This window comes from Neisseria sp. P0021.S007 (assembly GCF_051956855.1).
In genome coordinates this window covers 1-431 of record NZ_JBQCXA010001829.1, presented here as the reverse complement: position 1 = coordinate 431, position 431 = coordinate 1, and the positions used below count along the sequence as shown (strand labels likewise).

Here is a 431-nt window from a genome sequence, read left to right as displayed (position 1 = left end):
ATCCTGTTCCCGCTTCACGGAATCCCCTTTTCAGACGACCTTTCCCCCGTCTCGCCCGCACGATTTACGGTATAATTCCCAACATCTTTATCCATTGTTTTCCCAAGCATAAACCATGACACGCAAAATCCTCGTTACCTCCGCGCTGCCCTATGCCAACGGCAGCATCCACCTCGGCCACATGGTCGAACACATCCAAACCGACGTTTGGGTGCGCTTTCAAAAACTGCGCGGCCACGAATGCTACTACTGCTGCGCCGATGACACCCACGGCACGCCCGTGATGCTGGCCGCGCAAAAACAAGGCATCGCGCCCGAAGACATGATTGCCAAAGTGCGCGAAGAGCACCTCGCCGACTTTACCGGTTTCGGCATCGGCTACGACAATTATTACAGCACCCATTCCCCTGAAAACAAACAGTTTTCCGAAC

General features: G+C 54.3%; 1 protein-coding gene. It reads left to right on the top strand.

From position 1 onward, the window contains the following. Positions 1-115: 115 nt before the first annotated feature. The coding region (locus tag ACTHUR_RS21680) for a class I tRNA ligase family protein (RefSeq protein ID WP_440400883.1) at positions 116-431 on the top strand (316 nt) is incomplete at its 3' end.